At 60.6% G+C, this 25,863-nt stretch carries 20 protein-coding genes; 15 read left to right on the top strand and 5 right to left on the bottom strand.

Annotated features, from left to right (window positions below):
* Positions 1-138 precede the first annotated feature (138 nt).
* On the top strand, positions 139-564 hold the full coding sequence (locus tag ACPFL9_RS05970; RefSeq protein WP_426006383.1) for a MerR family transcriptional regulator: 426 nt from the start codon (positions 139-141) through the stop codon (positions 562-564).
* Positions 565-698: 134 nt separating this feature from the next.
* Here ACPFL9_RS05970 and ACPFL9_RS05965 read toward each other — a convergent pair whose 3' ends face one another.
* Entirely contained in the window at positions 699-2,447 is a 1,749-nt protein-coding gene (locus ACPFL9_RS05965; protein WP_426006381.1) for an FG-GAP-like repeat-containing protein, read from the bottom strand.
* A 312-nt stretch (positions 2,448-2,759) separates the two neighbouring features.
* Here ACPFL9_RS05965 and ACPFL9_RS05960 point away from each other — a divergent pair, with 312 nt between their 5' ends.
* The 5 genes from ACPFL9_RS05960 to ACPFL9_RS05940 all read left to right on the top strand — a co-directional run bounded on the left by ACPFL9_RS05960 (position 2,760) and on the right by ACPFL9_RS05940 (position 9,228).
* Complete coding sequence (locus ACPFL9_RS05960; protein ID WP_426006379.1) at positions 2,760-3,923, top strand: glycosyltransferase family 4 protein; 1,164 nt, start codon at positions 2,760-2,762, stop codon at positions 3,921-3,923.
* Complete coding sequence (locus ACPFL9_RS05955) at positions 3,920-5,344, top strand: UDP-glucose dehydrogenase family protein (protein ID WP_426006378.1); 1,425 nt, start codon at positions 3,920-3,922, stop codon at positions 5,342-5,344. Before ACPFL9_RS05960 ends, ACPFL9_RS05955 begins: the two co-directional genes overlap by 4 nt.
* Positions 5,345-5,750: 406 nt before the next feature.
* Complete coding sequence (locus tag ACPFL9_RS05950; protein WP_426006377.1) at positions 5,751-6,500, top strand: FHA domain-containing protein; 750 nt, start codon at positions 5,751-5,753, stop codon at positions 6,498-6,500.
* 17 nt (positions 6,501-6,517) lie between these two features.
* The gene (locus tag ACPFL9_RS05945) at positions 6,518-7,255 is read left to right on the top strand and encodes a hypothetical protein (RefSeq protein ID WP_426006376.1); all 738 of its coding nucleotides are present in this window, start codon (positions 6,518-6,520) and stop codon (positions 7,253-7,255) included.
* Positions 7,252-9,228 carry a protein kinase domain-containing protein gene (locus tag ACPFL9_RS05940; RefSeq protein ID WP_426006375.1) on the top strand — a complete coding sequence of 659 codons (1,977 nt, stop codon included), beginning with the start codon at positions 7,252-7,254 and terminating at the stop codon, positions 9,226-9,228. The genes ACPFL9_RS05945 and ACPFL9_RS05940 overlap by 4 nt, the downstream gene beginning before the upstream one ends.
* A gap of 44 nt (positions 9,229-9,272) precedes the next feature.
* Here the strand turns inward: ACPFL9_RS05940 and ACPFL9_RS05935 are convergent, their stop codons facing one another.
* Positions 9,273-10,523 carry a plasmid pRiA4b ORF-3 family protein gene (locus tag ACPFL9_RS05935; RefSeq protein ID WP_426006374.1) on the bottom strand — a complete coding sequence of 417 codons (1,251 nt, stop codon included), beginning with the start codon at positions 10,521-10,523 and terminating at the stop codon, positions 9,273-9,275.
* A 167-nt stretch (positions 10,524-10,690) separates the two neighbouring features.
* On the opposite strand from ACPFL9_RS05935, the gene ACPFL9_RS05930 reads away from it, so the two are divergent.
* Positions 10,691-11,098, top strand: a complete 408-nt coding sequence (locus ACPFL9_RS05930) for a hypothetical protein (RefSeq protein ID WP_426006372.1) — start codon at positions 10,691-10,693, stop codon at positions 11,096-11,098.
* Between the two features lie 338 nt (positions 11,099-11,436).
* Positions 11,437-11,592, top strand: coding sequence for a hypothetical protein (locus tag ACPFL9_RS05925; protein ID WP_426006371.1), 156 nt, complete (start codon positions 11,437-11,439; stop codon positions 11,590-11,592).
* Between the two features lie 2 nt (positions 11,593-11,594).
* Here ACPFL9_RS05925 and ACPFL9_RS05920 read toward each other — a convergent pair whose 3' ends face one another.
* Both ACPFL9_RS05920 and ACPFL9_RS05915 read right to left on the bottom strand, forming a co-directional pair.
* Entirely contained in the window at positions 11,595-12,848 is a 1,254-nt protein-coding gene (locus ACPFL9_RS05920) for an APC family permease (RefSeq protein WP_426006370.1), read from the bottom strand.
* A 75-nt stretch (positions 12,849-12,923) separates the two neighbouring features.
* Positions 12,924-15,470: a LuxR C-terminal-related transcriptional regulator gene (locus ACPFL9_RS05915; protein WP_426006369.1), complete on the bottom strand. Its 2,547-nt coding sequence runs from the start codon at positions 15,468-15,470 to the stop codon at positions 12,924-12,926.
* 923 nt (positions 15,471-16,393) lie between these two features.
* On the opposite strand from ACPFL9_RS05915, the gene ACPFL9_RS05910 reads away from it, so the two are divergent.
* The 3 genes from ACPFL9_RS05910 (at position 16,394) to ACPFL9_RS05900 (ending at position 18,545) form a co-directional block, all read left to right on the top strand.
* On the top strand, positions 16,394-16,909 hold the full coding sequence (locus tag ACPFL9_RS05910; protein WP_426006368.1) for a hypothetical protein: 516 nt from the start codon (positions 16,394-16,396) through the stop codon (positions 16,907-16,909).
* A 63-nt stretch (positions 16,910-16,972) separates the two neighbouring features.
* The gene (locus ACPFL9_RS05905) at positions 16,973-17,611 is read left to right on the top strand and encodes an ABC transporter ATP-binding protein (RefSeq protein ID WP_426006367.1); all 639 of its coding nucleotides are present in this window, start codon (positions 16,973-16,975) and stop codon (positions 17,609-17,611) included.
* Entirely contained in the window at positions 17,574-18,545 is a 972-nt protein-coding gene (locus ACPFL9_RS05900) for a hypothetical protein (protein WP_426006366.1), read from the top strand. The genes ACPFL9_RS05905 and ACPFL9_RS05900 overlap by 38 nt, the downstream gene beginning before the upstream one ends.
* Before the next feature lie 73 nt (positions 18,546-18,618).
* Here ACPFL9_RS05900 and cspE read toward each other — a convergent pair whose 3' ends face one another.
* Entirely contained in the window at positions 18,619-18,822 is a 204-nt protein-coding gene (cspE, locus tag ACPFL9_RS05895; RefSeq protein WP_021472668.1) for a transcription antiterminator/RNA stability regulator CspE, read from the bottom strand.
* A 291-nt stretch (positions 18,823-19,113) separates the two neighbouring features.
* Between cspE and ACPFL9_RS05890 the strand changes: the two genes are divergently transcribed.
* Genes ACPFL9_RS05890 through ACPFL9_RS05875 form a run of 4 tightly spaced genes read left to right on the top strand, consistent with a single transcriptional unit; the run spans position 19,114 to position 25,838 of the window.
* Positions 19,114-20,556 carry a DUF3375 domain-containing protein gene (locus ACPFL9_RS05890; RefSeq protein ID WP_426006365.1) on the top strand — a complete coding sequence of 481 codons (1,443 nt, stop codon included), beginning with the start codon at positions 19,114-19,116 and terminating at the stop codon, positions 20,554-20,556.
* A complete protein-coding gene (locus tag ACPFL9_RS05885) occupies positions 20,553-21,140 on the top strand; it encodes a DUF4194 domain-containing protein (RefSeq protein ID WP_426006364.1) in 588 nt (195 codons plus the stop codon). The genes ACPFL9_RS05890 and ACPFL9_RS05885 overlap by 4 nt, the downstream gene beginning before the upstream one ends.
* 2 nt (positions 21,141-21,142) lie before the next feature.
* The gene (locus ACPFL9_RS05880; RefSeq protein WP_426006363.1) at positions 21,143-24,547 is read left to right on the top strand and encodes an ATP-binding protein; all 3,405 of its coding nucleotides are present in this window, start codon (positions 21,143-21,145) and stop codon (positions 24,545-24,547) included.
* Positions 24,537-25,838 carry a Wadjet anti-phage system protein JetD domain-containing protein gene (locus ACPFL9_RS05875; protein WP_426006362.1) on the top strand — a complete coding sequence of 434 codons (1,302 nt, stop codon included), beginning with the start codon at positions 24,537-24,539 and terminating at the stop codon, positions 25,836-25,838. The genes ACPFL9_RS05880 and ACPFL9_RS05875 overlap by 11 nt, the downstream gene beginning before the upstream one ends.
* Positions 25,839-25,863: the final 25 nt, after the last annotated feature.

The following is a 25,863-nucleotide window of genomic DNA, read 5'->3' as shown; positions in this document are numbered from 1 at the left end:
GTCTCACTCCTTTTGGGTCAAGTGATGCGGTTTTGTTGTTGTGCCAGCCTTCCTGATCTATGGTGGCTGGTATAGATTTTTTATAGCACCAGCCAAAAAGTGGTGCAAGAGGTTTTTCGGAAGTTTTTGGAGGTGCCGGTGGCGGTTTCGGGTGGCGGTGAAACGCACGACGGCGGACCGGCCGGCGCCCTGCCTTTCGGCGCCCCTGGCGGGGCGTCCCCGCGTGACGCGTTGGGTGTCTACGCGATTTCAGTGGCAGCCGAACTTGTGGGCATGGGCCAGCAGAACATCCGGCTCTACGAACGCAAGGGACTGCTCACTCCGGACAGGACCGACGGCGGCACGCGCCGTTACAGCGAAGCCGACCTCGCGACGCTGCGCAGGATCGGGATGCTCCTGAACGAAGGGCTGAACCTGGCCGGGGTGAAACTGGTGCTTGAACTGGAAGCGGCCAATCGCGGGCTCGAAGCTGACAACCGCGGGCTCGTTGAGGACAATCGTGGGCTCCGCGCGGACAATCGCGGGCTGCGGAAGGACTTGAAGCGGGCACGGGGTGGGGAGTAGGCAGCTGTGGAATGAGTTGCGCGCAAGTCAGGTAGCCCGGAGTTGTGCGCTACTCACGTGTAGATCCCCTCAGAGGACTCAACGCCCTTCTGACAGTCTCGTGGTCGCGGGCTTCCACAGGTCCGTGAGCCAACTCACAGAATCGCCGTCATTCCGTTCCACCCCGTACCTACCCGAGAAGCCGAAGGCCACGCCGAACCCCCGGCACCGGAGTACAACCACAGCTCGCCTGCTGAGTTGCGGGCAAGGATGTCGGCACGGCCGTCGCCGTCGAAATCGCCAGGGCCGACCAGTGAATTCATGGAATTCCAGCCCTGGCCGATAGCAGTCCTCCCCAACCAGCTGCCGTAGCCGTTTGGCTGGTAGAGCCAGAGCGCGCCAGCGCCGTCGCGGGCAACGATGTCATGTACGCCATCTCCGTTGAAGTCCGTCACTCCGGTGATTTCGGACATCCCGTTCCAGCCGGTACCTGCCCAGGTCCGGGATAGCCAACCACCTGCACCGTCGCCGCGGTAGATCCAGAGAGTGCCGCTGCTGTCCCGTGCTGCGATGTCCAAAAACGTATCGCCGTGGAAGTCGCCAATATCCACGATTGCGCTCATTCCGTTCCAGCCTTGCCCCACCTGGACCCTGGGCAGCCAACCGCCCGAGCCGTCACCGGGGTAAAGCCAAAGCACCCCGGAACCGTCACGGGCCATCACGTCGGAATCGCCGTCGCCGTTGAAATCACCGGGAGTCAACAACGCGGTCATGACGTTCCACCCCTGGCCTACAGCGCGGCGGGGCAGCCACCCACCGGCGCCATCGCCCGGGTACAGCCACAGTACGCCGGACGCATCCCTTGCTAGCACGTCCGCCGTCCCGTCACCGTTGAAATCGTTCTTCATGGGCGTTGGAACGGACCCATCAATAACAGCAACGGAGCTGAAGCCATTGTTCAGCACGTACGTCTTGTCAGCTGAGGTATCGACGGCAGCCGCGAACGGTTCCCAGCCGGAATAAACGGCATGGGCGGTATTGTCCTGACCGTCGATGATGGTCACGCCGCGGCCTGAGAGAAGGGCATAGGCCTTATTGCTGGCCTCATTCAGTACGATCTCGCGGATCTGCGTTGGGGTTTTGATCTGGGCGATCTGATTCTGCGAGACGCCGTCAATGACTTTGACCGCGCCTTCCGGCGAACCCATATCCGCTGCCACGAAAATCCTGTTTGTCTGGGAGTTTACGGCCACCGTGCCCACATTGTTGGACATGGGAATTGTGCTCGTGACTTTGTCCGTTGCCCCGTCAACCACCCTGATACTGGCACCGAAGCGAGCCAGAGTGGTGAAGTAGATCTTGTTGGTTGCCTCGTTGACGGCCACTGACAGGATGCCGCCCGTTCCAATGTTGATGGACGTCTTAAGCTTGCCGCTTGCGTCGATCACATACAGGACTCCACCAGCCAGAACGTACGCCTTGTTCGTAGCAGGGTTCACTTGGATGTCGCGGGTATCCCCACTGACAGGAACCTTGGTGACGGCATTGGTATCGCCATTGATGATGGACACACCGTCTTTGACCCCAACGTAAATTTTGTTGTTTGACTCATCGACGCCCAAGACTCCGGGATTGGCACCGACGGGGACGTTCACCGGTGCACCATAGGTGGCACCATCCACGACCGAAACAAAGCCGCTTATGGTGCTCACGTAGATCTTGTTGGTCACGCTGTTGACGGCCACATACGCCGGTAGGTCGTTGGCCGCCACGTGCCCCGCGCCGGGTCCAAAGCTGGAGACGCCCTGAGAGGTAGCCACGTGAACCGTGTGGGTCACAGGGTTCACGGCAATTGCGGATGGCCGGTCACCTACCGTGAACACGTCCGTAACATCATCAGCCATGGCTGGAGTCGCAGCCATGAAACCACCAGCAAACAACGCCAGCCCCAATCCGGCTGCCACCGTCCGCACCGCCCCCAGGCGCCGCCGTCGTACGTTAACCCCGGCGCCCCGCGGCGAAGAAAGCGCGCGCGAATCAGCCCCAACAGCACCCATGAAAAGACCCCCAGCATCAAGAACGCCCCAGCCGCGTCGTAGAAGGCGAGTCTACCGCCGGGGTGCGACAAAACAGACAACCACCTGTTAACCAACTCTTCCTCCACAGGCCACCCGATCGAACCCGCAACGCCAACCGCCCCGACCACCGTTGAAGGCGTGAGGATCGCAATCGTTGCCGAATCATTCCTGCCGCTGATGAACGGGGTAACCCACTCCATACTTCGGGTGCTGGAGCATCTGCAGGAGCGCGGCGATGAGGTGATGGTGATTGCACCGTCGACGTCGGACACTGAGGTTTCGAGCGTCGTGAAGGGTGCGTACGTCCATCGGCTGCCGTCCGTGCCACTGGCCGGTTACACGAATGTGCGGGTTGCGTTGGGCGGCGTGAATCGGGTCAAGAGAATCCTTGCCGATTTCGCCCCCGACGTCGTTCACCTCGCCTCACCGTTCGTGCTCGGCTGGCGCGCCGTGCAGGCCGCGGACCAGCTCGGCATCCCCACGGTGGCGATCTACCAAACCGAGGTTCCGAGCTACGCCGCCCGTTATGGCGTGCCGTTCCTTGAGAACTGGGCCTGGAACCGCGTGGACAACATCCACCTCCTGGCCACCCGAACCCTGGTGCCGTCCACATTCGCTCTGAACCAGTTGCGCGGTCGCGGCATCATGCGCGTGGACATGTGGCGGCGCGGTGTGGATACCGGGCGCTTCAACCCCGCTAAACGTTCGACGGCGTGGCGCCGCTCGGTGGCGCCCAGCGGTCACCGGATTGTGGGCTACGTGGGGCGCCTGGCCATTGAGAAGCAGGTGGAAGACCTGGCCGTGCTGGCCGACCTGCCGAACACCAAGCTGGTGATCGTTGGTGACGGGCCTCAGCGGCCGGCCTTGGAGGCCGCGCTTCCGGATGCGCACTTTGCCGGTTTCCTCGGCGGGGAATCACTGGCCGAGGCGGTCGCTTCCTTTGACCTGTTCGTCCACCCCGGCGAGTTCGAAACCTTCTGCCAGACCATCCAGGAAGCCATGGCATCGGGAGTCCCCGTAGTGGCAACCGGCCGCGGCGGGCCCCTGGACCTGGTGGAGAACTCCCGCACCGGCTGGCTGTACGAACCCGGCAACCTCGATCAGTTACGAGGCTACGTTCAGGACCTGGTGGGCGACGACGCCAAGCGCCGGGCGTTCGCAACGGCAGCAACCGCGTCGGTCCAAGGCCGGACGTGGCCGGTGCTGTCAGCCGATCTGGTGCGCCACTACACCGAAGTCATTGCGGGTGTGCCATCCGGCCCCGACTCAGAACTCACCCAGAGCAAAGGACCTTTGTCATGAAGATTTCCGTGATCGGCTGCGGCTACCTCGGCGCAGTACACGCCGCCACCCTCGCTTCAATGGGCCACAGCGTGGTGGGCATCGACGTCGATTCCCACAAGGTTGAGCAGCTCAACAAGGCCCTGGCTCCCTTCCACGAACCCGGCCTGGACGAACTCCTCCGCGATGGCCGCACGAATGGCCGGCTGATGTTCACCACCGATTTCGCTGCGGCGGCCGACGCGCAGGTGCACTTCCTTTGCGTGGGTACCCCGCAATCCAAAACCTCCGACACTGCGGACCTCACCTACCTGATGGCCGCTACCCGGAGCCTGCTCCCCCACCTGGGTAAGGGTGCCGCCGTCGTGGGTAAATCAACGGTGCCGGTAGGCACGGTGGAGACCATCCGCGGGCTGCTGGCCCGACGCTCCGATGTGCTGCTTGGATGGAACCCTGAATTCCTGCGGCAGGGTACTGCCGTGAAGGACTCACTCGTGCCGGACCGCCTCGTGTACGGCGTGCCGGGCGGCAAGGGTGCCGCGGCCGGTGAGCCGATCACTGCCGTCCTGGACGCCGTGTACCAGCCGCTGATCAGCGCCGGCATCCCGCGTTTGGTCTGCAACTTCGCGACGGCGGAGCTCATCAAGTCCGCGGCCAATGCCTTCCTGGCCACGAAAGTCAGCTTCATCAATGCCATGGCCGAACTGTGCGACGCGTCCGGAGCTGATGTGAGTGAACTCAGCGAAGCCATGGGCCTTGATCCCCGTATCGGCAACCGTTACATGCACGCCGGACTCGGCTTCGGCGGCGGCTGCCTCCCCAAGGACATCCGGTCGTTCCGGGCGCAAGCCCGCGACCTCGAGGTGCCCTCGGTGGACGAGTGGATGGCCCTGGTTGACTCCGTAAACGTCAACCAGCGCTCCCGCGCCGTGGCAGTAGCCCGCGAAATGTGCCGCGGATTCCTGTCCGGGCGCACGGTGACCGTCCTCGGCGCCGCCTTCAAACCCGACACCGATGACATCCGCGACTCCCCTGCCCTGGACGTCGCCGCTCAGCTCGCCGCAGCCGGCGCGCACGTCACCGTCACCGACCCCAAAGCCATCAACAACGCATGGATCCGCTACCCGCAGATCCGTTTCGAATCTTCCACCAAGCGCGCACTGGAAGGCGCAGAGTTGGTGCTGCTGCTGACTGAGTGGAACGAGTACGTCGCCTTGCGGCCGGCTGAGGTCGGCGCACTCGTACGACGGCGAATGGTGCTGGATGCGCGGAACGTCCTGGACGCTGAGGCCTGGCGGAGCGCCGGGTGGACGGTCCGCGGGTTGGGCACCGGCGCGTCGGTTGCGTCTGAGGAACGTGGAGACGCTGCGGAGGCGCCGGCAGGGGCGGCGCCAGCGGTGCCGGCGGTGCCGGTGGCGCGGAAGAAGCACGCGCGGGCGTAGGACTCACCACCGCTATTCCTCAATCTGCAGCTCGGCGTACCGCCCTCGAATCGGACTGACATACAGCGCAAAAACGGTGGGCAAGGTTTTGCAAGATCGCAAAAGTTTGTGATTTCTGTTTGCTGCCCCAGTGCCAATCCTGCTGATCTGGAAGCTCCATACGAGAAGGGTGATTCACATGGAGCTTTTGATCGTCGCTGGCATACTTCTCTTCGTTGCTCTGGGTTCTGCAGGCATGCTCTACCAACGGCTGAGCGTTCGTTTATGCCTCCCGCGGCCGCGCGAGCTCCTGACTATATGGGCAAAACGTGGCCAAAGCATGGGGGCGAGCGATTATGAGGTGATTGTTCCCCGAATCCAGCAAGGGCTTCGGAAAGCGACAATCCCCAGCACTCAAGGCCGCCGCTTGGCTGTCGGGGCCCTGACATTGAATTTCAGTGATGCTGACCTCAGTGAAATCACAAACTATTGGAAACTGGACGCATTCGCCCACGACATCGGGGAGTCCTACAGGTACTCATGCACGGAAGCCCGCGTAGGCAACATTCCTTCCCAGCGAATGGAGATCTTTTTCGTAGCCGAGGCAGGCCGCCGTGACAACAGCCCGCTCGTGCGGCCAGGCCGCCCCAAGGAGGGCGGCCTTCGCATCGAAGTCGTTCTCGATCAGCCAGCCTTTTCTGCCGAGAAAGTCCTCACGCCCGAACCTGTTGGAGCCCAACAAAACACAGGTGACGCAGATCCGACAGCCACGTCGCTGTTGGACCCGGAGACTGCGCCCTTCACGGACGCCGAACTCCACGATCTGGTCCAGGACTGGGGTGGCTCGGGCAGGGGCGGAACGGGTGAGGACACCCAACCCGCCCCGGTACAAGGACGGCTCCGGTATGGCGCCACTTCGGTCTGTGTCATCACGGGTGCAGGCATCACGATCGGCCGGGCTCCAACCTGCGATCTTGTCCTCACACACAAGAGCGTGTCCCGCCAGCATGCCCGCATCTACAAAGCAGCCCAAGGTTGGTATCTTTCCCCCATAGACTCGCACCGCTGCATCATCAACGGCCAAACGATTTACGAGGAGGCACCGATACAGGAAGGTGATTCGTTGCGGTTTGGAGCCATCAGCGATTCGTACACCTTCGAAGAGGTCCAGCAGTGAGGTCCGGGCAGCGTCCCTTGAAGATCGGAGACCATGTGGAAGTGAAGGTTCGGCGTCAGGACACTCGCGGCGAGGTGTCTCTGCTTCCTCATCATTACCTCGTCATCGGCCACGGCCTCGGTGAGGACGTGCCGTTTGACCGCATCGACTTCGATATCGAAGGCCTATCCCGCAGAGCCGTTGAAATGTATAACTCCGGGCACAGCCTCTCCGTGGCGTCTTACCAAGAGCCGTGGGGAACCGTCAGCGTCACCCAGGAGGGTGTGGGACTTGCCAAGCTGCAGAAAAACAGGTCCCAGACCTTCATCCCGCCCTTTTCCATACAACTTCGCATCAACGTTGGTGATGACGTGGAGTTAGCTTTCCGCGTCTCGTGCGGCCCTGCACGCGACGATGAACAAGACACGGCAATGCCACCGGAGCCGAAGCGCCGAAACTCGAGCGACTGGCTGTTGGCAGTAAACGCTTTGGCTTGCGCCCTTGAAGACGGGCTGCCGCTGACGAACGGGGCCGCTAAGTCGTACTTCAACGCCGCAATCGACGTTTCCTCCGGTGACACCTACAGATGGCCAAGGGCAAGGGCTGATTTAGCCGCCAGATATGGGATCAACCCAGCAGACCTGGAGGGACTTCTCTTGGCCGGCAGGAACCGTCGTGACGTGACCCCAGATGTCCAGGACATGCTGAGGGCCCACCGGAACAATCGGGTTAGCAATGCCTCACGCGAAGAGCACGCGAAGGAGGGAACAGGATGACTGTCGAACTCAAGGTCGAGGACTCGGGCCCACGACCTGACCTGGAAGGCCGGACGGTCACCATGGACGCTGTTCTTGCCGACGGTGAGCCTCGCAAGATCAGGTTCAAATTGGGTGAACGGGTGGGCAGTGGCGGGAGCGCCAACGTCTACCGGGTAGAACCGCCAACCTGGTCGAACAAAACGTGGAATGCTCTCAATCTACGGCGCGGAACACCACTGGTATGCAAGTGCGAATTCGAACAAAGCGACCTGCTTCGTCGACGGCAGCTGACCCTAAAGGCTCTGGAAGAGGCACGGGCCAAGTCGCCGGAGGATCTGCTCGGACTTGTCCCGTTGCTCGCAGCAGGCAGGAGAGAACAGCGCGATACCAGTTCCAGGATCTATCTGGAGTTGATGCCGCATGCGGGCGAGACGCTGACCCATGCAATAAATTCGGATGAATGGGCGAGCCTTACCCATGAACAAATCCTTCTTGCCTTTCAACCCATCGTTGTTGCCATGGCCAACGTGCATCGCATCCGACCGCTCAAGGATCCCCACGGCGAAATCACGGGGCACAGGGACATTAAGCCCAGCAACACCTTCGTGCTTTTTCCTGAGGATCCAGGCTTTGGGCAGGCCTTTGATTCGCGTGCGGAACAGCTTCCCCGTGCAGAGGGCCTGCCGCTGCTCAGAGTTGGAGATCTGGGAAACCTGTACACCAAAAGTCTCGATCGGGAGGCTACATGGACAGCCCGCCCCATGAGAAGCCGCTATTGGACCGCCCCGGAAGTACTGCGCTATCAAAACGCTGCCGCAGACGTGGTGGCCCGCGATGTGTGGAGCCTTGGAGCCACATTGTTTTTCGCGCTCACGGGCAAACACCCCTGGTCGAGTGTGGAAACGTGGATGGGCAACAAGCAAGACATCGCTGACTTCGAGGTAGCCCTTGCGCTTGAAGTCCTACCGGACTCCGATGGTTTCGCGGACTTGGAAGCTACTGAGAGAGGAACTGCCATAGCGGTTTTGATCAGATCGTGCCTGACTACGGCGCCCGAGTCCCGACCGAGCATGCGGGATGTCATGCATGAAATTGATGAGATCACAGGAACCGCTTCTTCCGCGACCGAAGACCGGAAGCCCCTGCGCACAGCTGGCAGCGTCCCAGACAGTACCACCGGCAATGAACCTGCGAAGGAAGTCAGCGCTTCGATCATCCGGCCCCTGGCCCTTATTGGAATTGTCATCCTGTGCCTCGGCCTGGCTGGGTTGGCACTGACTACTTGGATGAAGTCGGGAACAAACGGCGGAAGCACCCCCGCAGCTTCGGTAACCGTAACGCCCAGTCAACCCGCCGGTCCAGAAACGCCAGCACCATTGGCGTCGCCCGAGATTGGCCGCGGTGGGTGGGGGCCGGGCCGAACAACGTATACGTCAGAAGTTCCGGCCGACCACGCTGTATTGAATTCCATCACAAACAGATACCCGCAGGACGCCACAATCGATGAGCGCTTGTTTTTATGGGTGGCAGGTGAAGACGGAAAAGACAGTTCATACAGCGTAGACGTGGCACCGGGCGATGAGATATCACTGGTTGGCTTTGTGGCCAACGATGCCGCAGACAACATCCGAGCATCAAAATCCCTGATTTCGAACCTTACTGCCGAACTCGGTCAGAAAGGGCGCGGCAGCCAATTGGGTCTATATGTCAGCCTCGAAGCCACTACACCCGGCGAGCCAAATGACCATTCTGAGGTTTGGGCCGGAGTCTCGGTGAGCAGCGCCACCCCCATTCAATTACAGTACGTACAGAATTCCTTTAGGGTGCAGAGTTCTTCGGGTACTTGGTCTGAAAACGGCGATGTTTTTGGTCGTGGAGAAAAGGTGAAGCTAGGGCTCAAAGGGCCAGATGGACTGCTGCCAGTCGGTTCAGGAGACGATGTTCTCTATTTGTACTTCAAGATGAAGGTCATACCCGATTCCGGACAGTGACACCGCTCTCAGGTTGGTGTCCGCACCATCAAGTGGAACCGCCATCACCTGCCGGCACCCAGGCGGGTCTGGAGGTCCAGCAAAAACTTAATGCCGACGTCCGAGAGCCGTTCACTGACCCGGTCCCAGCTTGGGCGCTCCCACAGTTCAATTCTGTGCAGGCCCCGGCTGACCTCGTGGTACAGGTGGCCTGCCCAACACGGAGGGGCGTCGCCCATGATTCTCAAGCCAGCATGGTGCAGCGCGGCTTCTATGACCTGGTCCATGAGTCCATATGGTGGCTCGTTGCCCGTCAATTCCCAGTGAACGATGAGTGGGAGGAGAACTGCGGCGGCGTCGTTGTCGGGAGTGGCTAGACGTGCCACCACGTAGTCCCATAGGCCAGCGGGGTCCCCCACAAGCTGACGGGCGGCAGGTGTCAGGAGAAGTTTGTCCTTGTACTTCCTGAGGAGCTTCCATTCTTGAAGCTGTTCACGCAGGTTTCGGATCGGCGCCGTACTGACCTCGACCCTGCCGGTTGAAACCCAGCCGTCATCCCAATTGAGCGCAGTCATGGCGTGCTTCACGAATGCAGGCTTGAGGTGGCCAGCGCTCGTCAAGGGCAGACCATCCGGCTCAGCTTCGCTTAAGAACCAGAGGATGGGCGCTAATGCGGTTACACGGTCTGCCTCGGTGACCTCGGACGGCCACAACCGTCGGGACAATCGCCGAAGGTCCTCGTTCACCGCGTGCAGGTCGAACGTCGTTGGGTCAAACGCGGACGCCCGTTCCTGGGTCACAAGTTCAAGCCAATCAAGTGCTTCCCTGTGCTCGGGATGCCGCTGATCCCCCACCACCCTGACCACGTTCGCGTACCCGAAGACGCCGCCGGAGTCCTCGATCGGACCACGCATAGCTCCATCAGTACACCTAACGGTCATTCCGTCGAGCTCAGCCGGTCCGACGACGTCGATCTCGTGCGTCCAGCTGTCGCCAAAGTCGTACTCGTACTCAAAAGGCGACCTGCCCGGAAGAGAAGGGTCGAACAGTTCAAGTAGCCCCACTTCAGCCGAAGACTCGGCACCGACCGGAGATTCGTCGTCGAGCACGGTGATGACCCGCCGCTTTCCATCAGGCCCCGTGCCATAGAAAACGTAAAGATGGGTGTTCTTCCAGCCGAAGGCCAGTTGGATCGCTTCATGCACCTCTGCAAGTGTGGCCGTCTGAGGAAGGACGAGTTGCCGCCAGATTTCCGGTTCGGCGTCTTGAAGGGAGATGCGCACCTCAAGGGCAGGGACTTCAACGGATGCAACCATATGGCACATTGTGCCAGTGCCCTCCAAGCCGGGACTATTCCTCACCACCTAGCCCCCGTCACACCACCACCTAGATCGGCCGCCACCACCACCTAGATTGACGCGCCATCGTCTGGGGAGGCCGTTGCCGCCACTTAGCCGGCGGTTGCACCGACGAAGATCCACCCATGGTGACCTTCTTCTATCCGCATGCCCTCCGGGTCCTCGGCTTAATCGTTATCGTGTGTTCGGCCGGGTCAGCGATCCTCCTTGCGGCAGCGGCACCACCCCGTGAACCATCAACCCTGGATATCCCCACGCTGAGGAACGTAGGTGTGGTTTTGCTCGGAGTCTTCGGCGTCGTGGGGCCGGTCAGCCTGCTGTTCCCGCGGCCCCGGGCGTTTCCTTTGATGAAAGCGGGGGCCTTTGCCTGCGCGGCATTCGCCAACGCCATGACTCTGAGTCCTTTGCTGGCAGTTCCCTTTCAGGACACGGCGTCGCTGGTGGCGGTTGGGTGCGGGCTCGCGCTGACCGTGGGCAGCCTCGTGGTGTACATGGAAGCGGTGCACAAGAAGCTCGCGGAGCGCCAGCGCTAACGCCGCCACCACCTAGGCCAAGCTCCGCCACCACTCAATTTCACCCCCACAACCACTCACATGGACCCGATCTGCCACCTAATTTCCCAAAGCCACCACCTAGACGCCGGATCCGGCGCATATTCTCACCCTGTGCCTTCGGGACGGGAACCCGTTGTCCGGCGGGATCCCCACCCGTCCCAGGCGTAGGAGGCACAGGCGCGGCTTCAGCCGATAACCCCCGGATGGGGCCGCGCCGCCTGCGCCGTTGATACCGCTTTGGATAAGCGTGCGTGTCCGCCCCTGTGCACCAGCACACCGTGGGTTAGCGTCTCTTCGGAACAACAGATTGGAAGAGTATGCACATCAGCGAAGAGCACCAGCCGATCCCTGAACTCGAAGGCCAGACGTCCATCAATGACTTCCTGGCGCCCACGCCGGCCATCACACCGGTCGAGCTGCGTGAACCGACCGACAGCGAGCTCGCCGCCTTCCTGTCAGCCAACACGGCATAGCGTCAGGAGCGCGTCCGCAGCCGCACCCAGCGGTACGCGATCCCCACGGCGAACATCGCCACACCCAGGCCCACGGACAACGGCGGCAGGGTGGCTACCAGCACTACACAGGCCACGGCACCGGCAAGCTGCAGCGCCTTCGGGTACCGGCGGTCCTCAGCGGGCTGGGTGAACGCCGCAATATTCGCCACCAGGTAATACAGCAGCACTCCAAATGACGAGAAGCCGATCGCGCCCCGCAGATCCGCCACAGCAATGATCAAACAGATCACCACACCGATGCTGACCTCAGCCCGGTGCGGAACCTTGTACTTGGGGTGAACGGCTGCGAGCGCATGCGGCAGGTCGTGCTCGCGGGCCATGGCCAGACTGGTCCGGCCCAGGCCGGCCACCAAGGCCAGAAGCGCGCCCAGCGACGCAACTGCCGCGCCGACCCGGACCACTGGCGCTGCCCATCCCAGCGAGCCATTCCCGACGGCGGCAGCCAACGGAGTCGGGTTGCCCGCCACACCGCCGGGGCCCAGGGCCGCGAGCAGCGTGACCGCAATGACGGCGTACAGAACCACGGTGATACCCAGCGCGATGGTGATGGCGCGAGGAATGGTCCTGCGAGGGTCCCGCACTTCTTCCCCCATGGTCGCGATCCGCGCATAGCCCGCAAACGCAAAGAACAGCAGCCCACCGGACTGAAGAACCCCGTACCAGCCCCCGGCCAGCAGACCTTCGCCCAGCACGTTGCCAAAGTCGGGACCGGAACCACCCCACACCGCCGCCAGCGAGACAACAAGGGCAGCCAGCACGGCGATCACCAGGATCCGGGTCAGGCCCGCGGTCCGTGTCACCCCGTGATAATTCACCGCTGTCAGAAGTACGACGGCGGCAATCGCCACCGGGCGCTCCCAGCCTTGGGGAGCTGCGTACGCGGCGAAGGTCATGGCCATGGCAGCGGCGCTGGCTGTCTTTCCGATGACGAATCCCCATCCGGCGAGGAACCCGGGCCAGGGCCCGAGGCGTTCGCGTCCGTACACGTAGGTTCCACCGGAGGTGGGATAGGCGGCCGCGAGCTGCGCCGATGAGGTCGCGTTGCAGAAGGCGACGAAAGCCGCAATCACCAGGCCAACCAAGAGTCCTGACCCTGCAGCCTGGGCTGCCGGTGTGAAGGCGGCGAACACCCCGGCCCCGATCATCGATCCCAGGCCGATGAGGGACGCGTCAAAAGTTCCTAGTCTTCTGGCCAACGCGGGTGACTGGTTCACAAGTGCCTTTCAGCATCAGGGGCCACGGCACTGCCGGGGAGTGCCGTGGCGGGGATGCTTCCAGCGTATCCAGTGTCACGTGGGCGGCAGTGAATTCCTGACGAGGATGAAGAGACTATTGCGCGACGTCGCTCCTGTTTTTCGCAAGGCGTTGGAAATGTGGTTTTCCACGGTCCTGGCACTGATGCCCAATTGTTCGGCGATTTCCACGTTGGAGCGGTATCCCGCCATCACGGCGATCTCGGTCTCCCGCTCTGTCAAGGGCACGGATTTCACCGTGCTGAAAGACAGCGGTTCGAACGCAGCGGGGAAGCTGGCCGCGAACTGGGACGATGCCTCCGCCAAGGCTTCCGCTGCCGTGGCGTCGCCTTCCAGGACGTGCCTTTTGAGGCCGCCCTGCAGCAACATGCCCACTTGGTACAGGTTGATGTCCGGTTCGTAGTGCTTCAGGAGAATGCCGAGTAGGTCATGGTCTCCTTCCACCACGGCGGTTGCGATGGCCAGGAATTGATCGTGGACGGTGATGTTGCTGTCCCTGAGGATCTTTTTCAGCAGGTCCAGCACCGGAAGACCCGGGCTGAGGCAGGTGCAGAGCAGCGAGGTCATCATGGCTTCAAGCACGTAGCCGCTTTTCAGCTGCCGTTTGATCAGCAGTCCTGCGCGGCGGTCGAAGCCCGCAGCGCGGGTGTTGCTTCCGGCGACCAGTACGTAAGCCCCCTTGCCCACGCCCGGCAACGGTCCGACGTCGGGCACTTCCGTTCGCGCTTGGGTGGCGATGGACAGCTCCGGCGCCGACGACGACGTGGCGTGCCGCAGGCCGGCGAGGCGAAGCATTGCGTCGTAGAGGATGTCCACCACAAAGCCGGGGCGGCCCATGGCGAAGACGCTGCTCATGAGGTACTCGGCTTCCTCGAAGTAGCCGCGGTAGAACAGTCCGTGGACCGCAATGTAGCTGCTGGTGACCACTCCGAACTGGTCCAGGTTCTTGCGGGCTTCGGCACGCCAGTCAAGTGCGAAAACCAGGGATTCGTCGATCCTGCCGGCGGCGAAGAGGGAGAATCCGTTGATGAAAGGGCGGAGGTGCGGGAAGGTCTCGTCGTCCTCGGCGTCCTTGATGGTGTCCAGGGCCGTCTCCGGGTTGAATCGGTAGAGGTGCATCAGGCCCTGGATCAAATGGCCGATTCCCGGGTTTTGGTCCACCCCGGTGTGGATGGGCGCCTCCGGCACGCGGCCGTGGGAGCCGCTGAGGAAGAGAATCGCAGCTTCTGCCCCCGCTTTCTGTCCCGGGTGCGCTTCACCGAAGTCCTTGAGGACCTCAACGGCGGCGTTCAGTCCCCGGCCGGCATTGATGGCGAGGAGGGCCTTCGTGATGGTGAGCAGCAGCAGGTCGGAGGGATCGGCGTCGTGCGTTGGCGTTTCTGTACAGACCCGCTGGGCGCGCTTTACATCGACGGGTGAGCCCCAATAGATGCGCAGCAGCGCCGCCGCGTTTGCAGCAGACTTGTTGGCCTCCCATCGCTCAAAGCGGGCACGTTCGCGGACCGCGCTGTGTTCGTGGAAGTGGCGGGCTGTGACGGCGTCGTCGCTGCTTCGTTCCCGGCGCAGCGCGGCAAGCACGCGGGAGAGGCTGTCCGATGTGGTGATGGTGTCCGTGGATTGGGGTGTGGAGTCCAGCACCCCGGCGATCCGGCTTCGCAGCAGGTGCCTGTCCCGCAAGGCTTTTTGGCCACGGAAGTAGTCCGCCATGACCGGTGGGCTGATGGCAGCAGTGGGTCCGTTATGGTGATCGTCCAGGACGGTGAGGAAACCCCTGCGTTCAAGGGTGTCCAGAACGTCCGGGGTGATGATCTTCTGGAGGATGTCCAGGCGCGCGGTGCCCAGGATGGCCATGATGTTCAGGCCTGTGAACTCCTCCGGGGTGAGTTCGGCCAGCAGGGCCTCTATGGTCCCGCGCAGATGATCGCTCCACAACGTGTCACTGGTCATCCGCCACAGCCCGCCGCGCTGGACCACCAGGTCGCTCAGGGATGCGGTCTCGGCAATCTTCACGATGAGCCGGGGGTTTCCGGCGGACTTGGTGAGGATCCGTGCTGTTGTGTCGGCGTCGGCTGGCCCGCCGAGTACTTGCGAGACGAGGGTGTGGACTTGCTCGTAGTGCAGGGGGTCCAGCTGGAGGACGGCTTCACGCCCGTGGTTGAGGACAGCAAGTTGGCCCCTGGAGAAGCTGAGCGTCTCGGGTGCCGTGGCAACCAAGGGGCTGCTGGAGCGGCTGCGGACAGCTTCCAGTACGGCCAGGGATTCGTTGTCGACAAAGTGGATGTCGTCCACCACCAGGACATGTTTGCCGATCATGGCGAGGTGGCTTGAAAGGACATCAGCCAAATCCAACACCCCGCTGCGGCCTGGCCGCAGGTCCAGTCCGAGGCTCTTGATGGCCGCGTAGGGGATGTTCCTGTGGGTACGGAGGCCGGCGATCGCGTGGACCACCGCCCCCGACTTCTCAAGGCTTGTGACAACGCTGCGCACTACCGTGCTTTTGCCGCTTCCGGGTACCCCAACAATGCGCACACCAATGCCTTGCGCAACATAGTCCAGGACGCGCTGGACCTCTGAATCGAACACCCGATCCAACCTTCTGCTTCTGTGCATGACCGTCATTCGGCTCACCTCGCAGGCTAGAACTTGGAGAGCGGACTAGGTGTTGAAAATGCCTTGCACAGGCCGGATTGCCCCAAACTAGGTGGTGATTTGGGCCAATCTAGGTGCTCCGAAAAATCGACTAGGTGGTGGCGGCGTGATGTGGGCTGGTTGTGGTGAGTGTTCGGGCAGATCATCAGTACCCCTTGCGTCATGGTCTCTTGCCATCAACGCTATGGGCTGCGGGAAGCGAATTACATGGGTGTAATTAGCTATGTGGATATGTGTTCTAGCTGCTAATGAAGCAGTAGTACTTATATTCGACTGGTACGACGAAAAGCAGGACCGGCCTCGCGGCCGATCCTGCTCGACGTCCACGGAGACCTTCTGGTTCTCCTCGAAGGAGCGGTAGCCCGGGGACTGGGGACCTGGGGCTCGAACAAGGGGTCCACCACACGCCTGTCTGAACCCTCATCCAGCGGTTGCTCCGGCACCTAAATCTAAAGATCGGGAGTAGGTGGTGAATATGCCTTGCACAGATGCTTTCGGGGTTAACTAGGTGGCGATTTCGGTAAAAATAGGTGCTGGCCAGCATCGTCTAGGTACTGCTGGCATTCGGAGATCGGTTAATAAGCGTTTCTGGTTTCACATTTCGGCTAAGCGAGCTGCCTTCCACACCTCAACTTGCCAAGTAGACTGATTTGACAAAGACAGTTATGGGGTTGAGAGTGTTCCTCAATCACGGAATCTGTGAACGGAAGATAATCCGGGCACAGTGAATGTGATCTATAGCGAGCAGCTAGTAGGTGCAATTCACCTTCAACCTGACGCCCTCTCGGACGTTGGGTATAAACCGGCCAAGAAGCCCGAGTCCTTCCTGCGATCATTTCCATTGGGGGAAAACGATCATGAAATATCGCTCCAGCATTGCAGTCGCTTTTCTTTCCGCGATCCTCGCCACAACGGCGATTCCCGCTCATGCCGCCGATGCGCCTGACAGTACACAGACTCTCAAGGACATCACCACACCGAAAACTGCATCGAGCACAGGTGCCCCGATGCAGTTGAGCCTGAAAAAAGGTGAGCCAACGTACTCAACTACGGCCGTCGGCTCTCGCCGCGCCAGCTTGTATTCCGGGAACTGGATGCTTTTCACGGAAGAGAACGTTGATTTCTACTACGACTGGAGGCAGGTAACGAGTAGCTACGGCTATCAACGCGTTGGTGCTTTCGTGTTCAACACAGTGCAGGCACTAGGAATCAATCGAAGTTACGCCAGCACCTGGCAGCACTCCTATCGGGCATTGACTGACGCAGGAGTAGGTACTCCAACCCCTTGGGGCAATGTCAATATCTACCACTCAACGGTGATCCAAAGTGCGAACGTTTACGGCGATGGTGCCTGGTACGCGTGGCAGGGCTAGCCGCACATCCCTAAACCCTTAGGGGCCAGTTGTCCGCAGCTGGCCCCTCATTGAAGAGGACTCATGCTACGCATCATCAATCTTTCCAAACGGTATGGGCGAAAGAAGATATTTTCCGACGCATCCTTGAGCATCCCTTCCACGGGCGTACACATAATGCGCGGAGAAAATGGATACGGTAAGACCACACTCTTCAAGTGCCTTGCCGGATTAGAGCAATATCAAGGAAGTATCCTTTGGCATAATGAATCGCTAAAGAATAATGTAACCGCCGTCTTTGATGATTCAACACTGCACGGTAGGCTCACAGGCTTTCAGAATCTGCGTGCCTTACTGGATGCCCCATCAAGTGTGGTTGAGGATGCTCCCGCGGTCAAGGAATTTCTAAACCGCGATCTGCTTGAGAAGCGTTCGGCAGGCTACTCTCTCGGCCAACGGAAGAAGATCAAGTTAGCAGCTGCTTTTGCATCCGGGAAACCTTGCATACTGCTGGATGAACCAGTATCCGGCCTGGATGTAGCCGGCCAAGACGGACTTCTGCGCCTGCTGGACCGCGCCTCGAATAAAGCATGCATCCTCATTTCTGCCCACGAAACCTCTTTCTACCGGGAAGTGACCTCGTCTGAGTTCACAATTCGGCACGGGAAGATCCGAATGGAACCAGATGAACCGCTTATCCAGGCGGATGATTTTGATGAATAGCCTGCTGCGTTCAATACGAACCGAACTGAGGTACCAGCACTGGGGCAGACTGGTTTTGCTTCCCATCGGCGGTCTCGCGTTGTCTCTCGTGTTTGCCTTCATTGGGAGCGTCAGCAACGTGGATGCGAGCATGGTTCGCCTTCAGACAACGGAGGCGCAAGCATCAGCCAATGGAGTGTCACTGACCCAGGCCCTGGCGCAGCCCATCAACCAGTCTCTCCTGGATGGTCAGACGCTGGTGGACAATCCACTTCGATATGACTACGAAAGGGCGTACTTCGCATTTCAAGCTTTCGAAGGAGCGAACGCAGTCGGTACCGGACTGGAGATGATCACCTTCTTAGTCATTCCGCTGCTCTTCTTCATATACGGGTGCGGAGTGGCGACCGACGACACTCGCCGTCGGATTCTGAAGGACCGGGTGGTGATGCAGGGCCCCAGGTCTTATATTGCGGCAAAAGTCGTTACCGTCGTAGCTGTTTCCTTGGCTGCAACCCTTATCGCTGCGACATTGAGCCTAACCGTGGCACCCATCCTTCGAGCTGCCTTCCTGGACTCAGTCCATCGCAACTTCCCCTACTCTGTAGCCGGCGCGGCCACTGGAAGCCCCGCGGCTCAAATCGCCTTCAGCACATCAGTTGCAATCCTGTTCGGGCTGCTTGGCCTGTTTGTCGGATTGGTGGTTAGAAGCATGCTGATACCGAGCTTGTCCGCCGGCGCACTTCTTATGGTGGCACCCTTCGCAGGGCCCTACGATCCGAGGAATGTACTTACTTCTGCCGGAGAGGGCATCTTCAACTACTGGGGTGGTTTCAGTCCCCGCCCGCCATATCCTGTCCACGTTGAGCTCGGTTTGGCCTTCATGGGTGGGGGCTTGGTCTTCGTTGCCCTGGTCTCCGTGCTCATCTGGTCACGAATGACAAAGTTTGTCTAATCGGGGTTGAGGTAGACAAAAGCAGGGCCGGTCAGCTCAGCTGACCGGCCCTGCTCTTGCGTCTATCCGAAGACTAGATAGCCTGGATGTTCACTGCCTGGGGACCCTTGGGGCCCTGCTCGACGTCGAAGGAAACCTTCTGGTTCTCTTCGAGGGAGCGGTAGCCCGAGGAGTTGATTGCGGAGTAGTGGGCGAAAACGTCCTGGCTGCCATCTTCCGGGGAGATGAAGCCGAAGCCCTTTTCAGCGTTAAACCACTTGACGGTACCTGTAGCCATAATTTCAGTCCTTACTGAAGGTGGAGATTGTTCCCGACTTTCGGGTCTCCGGTGTGGGGTGTTCTCCACCGTTACTTCAGAAGGTCGCGATCCGAAGTGGACCACGGGGACTGCCTGAACTACCAAATGCCAAACACAACAACACCGTCAAGTCTACAGACATCTGCGGGGATAGCTAGTGCCGGGGCGGATTTAATCCAGCGGATGTGGCAAAACTGTCGGGCCTCTGGCATAGCCTGTGAATCAGGCAACCACTTCCAAGCCGGTTGCAGCCCAGACGTCGAGGAACCCATGGACTACTACGCAATTGCTTCTCTGCGTGAGAACCACCCCGGGTGGTCGCTCCTCCGTGCTACGAACGCCCCGCTTGCGCTGCACTTTTTCATGACGGCGTTCACCGACGGCAACCAGCGCAATCTTCGAAGGCAGCAGCTCATCGATGCCCTGGATGACGTTCTCTTCGGGGTCCGGGAGACCTATGGCGAGGACAAATTTCCGCGCAACGCGTCGGAGTACTTGGACGAGTGGGCTGACCCGGAGCGCGCCTGGCTCCGGAAGTACTACGTTCAGGGGGAAGACGAACCCCATTATGATCTGATGCCCGCCACGGAAGACGTCATCCGGTGGGTTGAGGCCCTCAAAGGCCGCGACTTTGTGGCCACTCAGTCCCGGCTCACCAGCATCTTTGCCGTCCTCAAGGCCCTGGTCCAGCAGTCCGAAACGGATCCAGAGGTTCGTTTGGTCGAATTGCAGAGGCAGAGAGACCTGATTGACCGCGAGATGCAGCAAATCCGCGACGGCAACGTCAAAGTCATGAGCGGGCCGGAAGCCCTGGACCATTTCCAGCAGCTGACGTCCCTGGCCAGGGATCTCCTGTCCGATTTTCGCGAGGTAGAGCAGAACTTCCGTAAGCTGGACCGCCAGGTCCGCGAGCAGATCGCCACGTGGGACGGTAGCCAGGGCGAGCTCCTGGATTCCATCTTCGCCAACCAGCAGGACATCGGAAGTTCTTTGCAGGGCCGTACATTCCAAGGCTTCTGGGACTACCTCATGTCCCCCCACATGCGGAACGAGCTGGACGACCTTCTGCAGCGGGCCACCAGGATTGACGCCCTCGCACAGATGGACAACCTTCAGGCCATTACAAACCTCCATCAGGACTGGTTGCCCGCCGTTGAGCAAACGCAGAGCACAGTAAGGCAGCTGTCCCAGCAGATGCGCCGGCTCTTGGACGACAAGGTCTTCCTGGAGAACAAGCGCATCATGCAACTGCTCCGAAGCATCGAGGCGAGCGCCCTCGACTCCCGCGAGCAGCCGCCGTCGAACATTTTTATGGAGATTGACGCACCCACCGTGGCGGTGGCCCTGCCGTTCGAGCGGCCACTGTACGCGCCAGGCAGCCGGATTAGGGTGTTGGATGAGGTAACAGTGGCCGATGACGCAGCCGTGGATGCGAGCGCGCTGTTCAATCAGTTCCATGTTGACAAGGAACGGCTCAAAGCCAATGTCGAGGACGTTTTGGAGAGGACCGGCCAGGCAACGCTGGCTGACATCGCCGACTCCTACCCGCTGACCCTCGGACTTGCGGAGGTGGTGGCGTATTACCAGCTGGCCAGCGAGTCTGAATGGGCAACCATCAACCCTGATGTGACACAACGCCTGCAGTGGCAGACGGCAGACGGCGTCACTCGGGAAGCTACCGTAGACCAGCTCATTTTTGTGAGGCCAGCATGAACTTTGAGGCACCATCCACCCCCGAAGAACTGCCGTCGGTGGTCACCAAGCTGTTCAAAGGGGTGGTGTACGCGGAGTCGGACGAAAAGACGTGGCAGTCGCTTCTGGCGCTGACCTCGCACGTACGCGAGTACGTCGCTGTGCTCGGCTTGGACCTGATACTGGACGAGTCTGAGGGCTACGCGTTCCTCAGGTCACGGGAGGACCCTGAGAGCTCACTCCCCCGGCTCATTCAGCGGCGACAACTCACGTTCGACGTCAGTCTGCTCCTTGCGCTCTTCAGGAAGCGCCTCCTCGAATTCGATACGAACAGCAGCGAACTGCGCCTCATCATGACCGAGGAGGAGATTGCAGACATGGTTCTGTTGTTCCTGCCGGACTCCAGCAATGAGGTCCGGATCAAGGACCGGTTGGCTGCCAACATCAAGAAAGTGGTGGAGCTCGGTTTCCTCCGAAAGCTCAAGGGCGAAAGTACGGCGTACGAGGTCATGCGGATCCTGAAGGCCTATGTCGATGCGCAGTGGCTCGAAGAATTCGACGCTCGGCTCGCAGACTATCGTGACGAACTAACTGGAAGTAAATAGCCATGGACACAGAAGTTCAGGACAGTCTCTTCACGCTGGAGGAACCTCCCGTAGAAGCGAACGACGGCGGCCTGCCGCCCGGTTTTCGACTGCAGCGTTTGGAACTGCTCAACTGGGGCACCTTCCACGGCGGTGTACGGACCTTCCATCTGGAAGGCGCCAACAGCTTGCTCACCGGCGATATCGGTTCCGGGAAGTCCACAGTGGTGGACGCCATCACCACGTTGCTCCTCCCAGCCAACCGGATTGAGTACAACAAGGCAGCAGGGGCACAGAAGCGTGAGCGGAGCCTGATGTCCTACGTTCGGGGATACCACAAGAACACCCGGAGCACCGGCGGTGAATACTCCAAGCCCGTGGCATTGCGGGATCCAGGAACCCTCACCGTGGTGCTGGGCGTCTTCCACAACGCTGTGATGGGGAAGACAGTCACTCTGGGCATCACTCTATGGACCACACAGGAAGCCGGTCAGCCCACGCGTTTCTATTCCCTGGCGGAGCGGGAGCAAACCATCACCGAGGACTTTTCAAACTTCGGGCAAGAACCCGCCAAGTTGAAGAAGCGCCTCAAGGACGCCGGCGTTACAGTTCATGACTCTTTCGATCCCTACGCAGGAGCCTTCAAGCGCCACTTCGGAATCACCGGCAACCAAGCCATGGAGCTCTTTCACCGAACGGTCTCCATGAAACAGGTGGAGAACATTACGCACTTTGTCCGCACCAACATGTTGGAGGACGACGATGTGAACTCGCGGATCGCCAAGCTGATCAGCCACTTCGATGACCTCAAGAAGGCGCACGAAGCAGTGGTGAGGGCCAAGGACCAGATCGAATTGTTGAAGCCGATCCGTGCAGGTGCGGCCACCCACCGCAAGCTCAGCTCCGAGGAAGAGAGCGCCCGCGCCCAACGCGATCAGCTGCACGCCTGGTTCACCAGCCAGCAGCTCACCCTGAGTCTGGCCCACCAAGAAGAGCTGGAGCGGGCCGGCCAAAAACTCAGGGAAGACAGCACCCAGTTGGCTTCTGATCTCACCCGGCTCCGTCACGAGCTGTCCGTTATCCAGGAAGACATCCGCACCAGTGGCGGAGGCAGGCTTGCTGCCATCGACGCCGAAGCGTCCCAGCTCGAAGAAGCAGCCCAGCTGCAACGCAAGCGCTTCGAGCAATACTCAGCTGCCGCCGTCGAACTTCGACTGAACGTTCCCGAGGACAGGGTGCTGTTCGACGCGAACCGGAGTCGACTCGCCGAGATCGAAGAGAGCCTGGTGGCGCAGGCATCGGAGCTGCAGGATCGGCGCACGGCTTTCCATTCAGAGCTCAACGAGTTGGGCGTTCGGCGGGACTACTTGGACACCGAACTGAAAAGCCTCGGCTCCCGCACCACGTTGCTCGAAACGCCCCAGATAGACATGCGGCGTTCCATTTGTGCGGGTACAGGCATCGCCGAGTCCGCACTTCCCTACGCCGCAGAGTTGCTGCGGGTCCGCGAAGGCGAGTCCGTTTGGGAAGGCGCGGCCGAGCGCACACTGCGGGGCTTCGCATTGTCCCTCCTGGTGTCAGCAGAGCATTATGCCGCGGTGAGTTCGTGGGTGGACGCCAACGACCTCAAGGGCAAGCTGGTGTACCGGAAGGTGGGTGACTCGTACTCATCCCGCCCGGCCTCGCCAGGGACGCTGGGCGCCAAAATTTCCATCAAACAGGGAACACCCTTCCGCGATTTCCTGCTGGATGAGCTCAGCACGCGTTTCGATTACACGTGCTGCGACACCATGGACGACTTCCGCAGGTACCCCAAAGCTGTCACCGTCAACGGGCAGTTGAAGGGACCGCGGGGGCGGCATGAAAAGGACGACCGCAAAGGCCTCATGGACAGGCGCAACTTTGTGTTGGGTTGGGACAATCACGAGAAGATCGGTCGTATCCGCACAGAGCGTGATGACGTGGATGGCAAACACCGGAGCGTCCTGGCGGAGTTGGCCAAGGTGGACGCTGCCCTTGGATCTGCCCAGCGGCGGGGACAGCATCTGAACACCATCGGGTTCTTTACCGAGTTCCAGGAGATTAACTGGCAACTGTCTACGCGCAAGATCCAGGAACTGAAGGCAGAGAAGCTTGAGCTGCAAACCGCCAGCAGCGTGTTGCAACAACTGACAGCCAAAGAGTCGGAAGTCGAGGGGCGCATCGGCAAACTGCAGGACCGGTCCGATAAGGTCCGCGAACGGATCGGCGCGAATGGCAACGCGGCCCGAGACATCGCAGAGGCCATCGAGGCCTGCCGCCTCACCCTTGGTGAGCACCCGTTGACGGACGACGGCGACGTACTGGCTGCCGTCGCGAAGCTCACCGCCGAGGCTCTGGGCGAGCAAGCGTTGACGTACAAGAACACCGCGACGGCCGAGAGCAAGGTCCGATCTGGGCTGACCGCCACCATTGATGCCCTGACGAAGAGCATCGCGAGGGCCGAGACATCTACGGTCCGCCTCATGGCCGATTTCAGGCACGACTACCCGAACGAAACCACAGACATCGACGCCACGTTGGATGCCGCTGACGAGTTCAACAGGCTCCTTGAACAACTGGAACGCGATGACCTTCCGCGGTTTGAGGCGCGGTTCAAGGAGTCCTTGACGCAGAACACCATCCACGAGGTTGTGGCGTTCAACGCCTTCCTGGATGCGCGGCGGCAGAGCATCATAAGCAGGATCAGCGAGATCAATCGGTCTCTGGCGGAGATTGAGTACAACGCGGGCCGGCACATCCAGTTGGAGCACCAGAACTCCTCGGATCTGGACGTACGGCAGTTCGGCGTCGATCTGCGCGCCTGCTCCGAAGGAACCATCGGTGACGATGAGCAGTACTCCGAGCAAAAGTACCTGCAGGTGGAAAGGCTCATCGAACGATTCCGCGGCCGCGAAGGGTTCACGGCTTTGGATGAACGGTGGACTGCCAAGGTCACCGATGTGCGGAATTGGTTCACGTTCTCAGCGTCTGAGCGATGGACGGAAACCAGCGAGGAGTTCGAGCATTTCACTGACTCCGGAGGAAAGTCAGGCGGACAAAAGGAGAAGCTCGCCTACACGATCTTGGCCGCGGCGCTGGCATTCCAGTTTGGTTTAGCCGGCGTCAAGAGTACGCCGCGGGGCGTCGCGAAGGACCGGAGCTTCCGATTCGTGGTGATCGACGAGGCCTTCGGACGCGGGTCCGACGAGTCAGCCCGGTACGGCATGGAGCTGTTCCAACGCATGAAACTCCAACTTCTCATCGTGACACCCTTGCAGAAGATCAACGTCATCGAACCGTTTGTGGCACATGTGGGCTTCGTAGCCAATATCAACGGCAACGATTCGCAGCTCAGGAACATGACCATCACCGAGTACCGCGAGGAACGGGAACGGTATGCCGGCTAAGTCATCAGGTTGGACATCTCTTAGCGCCCTGCGGGCTTTGTCCGTTACTGCCTGGGACAGGGGCCAGCTGCTGCGGGAAACCCTTGAACCGTCTGGTGTCTACCCGCGGCGCCGGGTGTTGAAGCGACCTTCGGCTGCGGAGTTGCGGGACAACTACGCTGCTGCCAGGGATTGGGCGGCAGCATTGTTCTCCGCTGCAGGACCGTTCAGTTTGGAGACTGTAGACATCGGCCGCGCCACTATCGGTTCAAATCAGGTTCCCGCTGCAGCTGTGTTTGCTTCGGTTGAGGACGAGGTTGCTTTCGCAGGGAAGTCACGGGAGCTTCAGCGGTTCCTGTCCCTGGCCGATTCGTTGGCGGGATTGGATTCGTTGCTGCTTTCCTGGGCCGCGAAGCGACCAAAGCAGCTGCTGGATCTCGGTGACTCCGCGCTGGTTGCCGCCGGGGTGGCGCTGTGGCTCCAGAGCAATCCTTCGCCAGGGGTCTACGTCCGGCAGCTCAGCTTGCCGGGTGTGCACACCAAGTTCATCGAGGCGCACCGCAGGACCATCGACGAGATGTTGGAGGCGCTGGTGGGTTCGCAGGCGTCTGCAGAGGATCTGTCCCAACAGCCTTCCGACCTTGAGGTTTTGTTGGACGCGCGCCCGGCCCGAACCTCTGGCGCCCGTTTCGCTGAAAGGCATGGTTTCCTCCATCCGCCTGAGCAGGTTCGCTTCCGGGTTCTGGACCCATCGTTGGAAGTCCTGGGTGGCGCGCGGGACATCACGGTTACCGCTGAGGCGTTCGAGTCTCTCCGACTCCCAGTGACCAGGGTGATCATCACCGAGAACCTCGTCAACTTCCTTTCCCTCCCGGAACAGCCTGGAACATTGGCGATCTTTGGCAAGGGGTACGGCTTCTCTTCATTGCGCGACGCCTCATGGCTTCGGGACTGCGAAGTCCATTACTGGGGCGATCTTGATACGCACGGGTTCCGCATCCTCGACCAGCTCCGTTCAGTCCATCCCCACGTGGTGAGTGTGCTGATGGACGAAGAGACGCTGTTGGAACATCGCGAGTCCTGGAGCGAGGAGCCGGCACCATCGCGCGCCCTGCTTGGGCGCCTCACGCCTGACGAAGCACGAGTGTACGAGGGCTTGCAATCGGACTCGTACGGCAACCGCGTGCGGCTGGAACAGGAGCTGATCGGATGGGAGTGGGTGCAGGCTCGGCTGGGGAACGCAACCGTTCTACCGACGGCGAGTGATGGAATGTGTCAACTGTCCGTCCACTCCCTGCGCGGTCCAGTTTGAAGTCGAAGATGCCTCCAGACGAGTG

Origin of the sequence: Paenarthrobacter sp. NyZ202 (assembly GCF_049860755.1) — a bacterium.
Classification (GTDB): domain Bacteria; phylum Actinomycetota; class Actinomycetes; order Actinomycetales; family Micrococcaceae; genus Arthrobacter.
The sequence above is the reverse complement of the archived record's forward strand: the minus strand, read 5'-3'. Positions and strand labels throughout refer to the sequence as shown.